This is a genomic window from Edwardsiella ictaluri ATCC 33202, from assembly GCF_000264785.1.
GTDB classification, from domain to species: Bacteria; Pseudomonadota; Gammaproteobacteria; order Enterobacterales; family Enterobacteriaceae; genus Edwardsiella; species Edwardsiella ictaluri.
In genome coordinates this window covers 1-871 of the sequence record NZ_AFJI01000109.1, presented here as the reverse complement: position 1 = coordinate 871, position 871 = coordinate 1, and the positions used below count along the sequence as shown (strand labels likewise).

1 protein-coding gene is annotated in these 871 nt (G+C 55.6%); it reads right to left on the bottom strand.

Annotation, left to right across the window (positions count from 1 at the left end):
- Positions 1-871: IS256-like element ISEic2 family transposase (locus EIEH_RS16020; protein WP_035610298.1), on the bottom strand; the 871-nt coding region annotated here is incomplete at both ends.

Below are 871 nucleotides of genomic sequence, written 5' to 3'. Positions count from 1 at the left end.
TCAGCGGCATGGTCCATTTCTGTGATGCCGCCTGGATCGCTAACCACACCACCTTTTTCACTGCTTCGTCCGTCGGGAACACCTTACGCTTTTTGATGGCATGCCGGATCACGCTGTTCAGCGACTCGATAGCATTCGTTGTGTAGATCACCTTGCGGATGTCTGCCGGGTAAGCGAAGAACGTCGCCAGGTTAGCCCAGTTTGTCTGCCAGCTACGGCTTATCTGCGGGTAGCGGTTGTCCCATGCGCTGGCGAACGCTTCCAGCGCCTGCTGCCCTGCGTCTTCCGTGGGGGCCTGATAAATGGCTTTCAGGTCGCGGGTGACGGCTTTGTAGTCCTTCCAGGAGACGAACCGCAGGCTGTTACGCACCATATGCACGATGCACAGCTGGATGCGGGCTTCCGGATACACCGTATTGATCGCGTCCGGGAAGCCTTTCAGACCATCGACACAGGCGATGAGGATATCGTTCAGGCCGCGATTCTTCAGCTCTGTCAGCACATTGAGCCAGAACTTCGCGCCTTCGTTTTCGGCCAGCCACATACCCAGCAGTTCTTTCTGGCCTTCGAGGTTGATACCCAGGGCAAGGAACACGGATTTATTAATGACGCGACTGTCCTGCCGGACCTTCAGGACGATACAGTCAAGGTAAACAATGGGATAGACTGCATCCAGTGGACGATTCTGCCATTCGGTAACCTGCTCCATTACGGCGTCGGTGACCTTCGAGACCAGCGCCGGTGAGACATCAGCGTCATACAGCTCTTTGAACGCGGCCGCTATCTCGCGGGTGGTCATCCCTTTGGCGTACAACGATAAAATCTGGTTATCCATACCGGTGATCCGGGTCTGGTTTTTCTTCACCAGTTG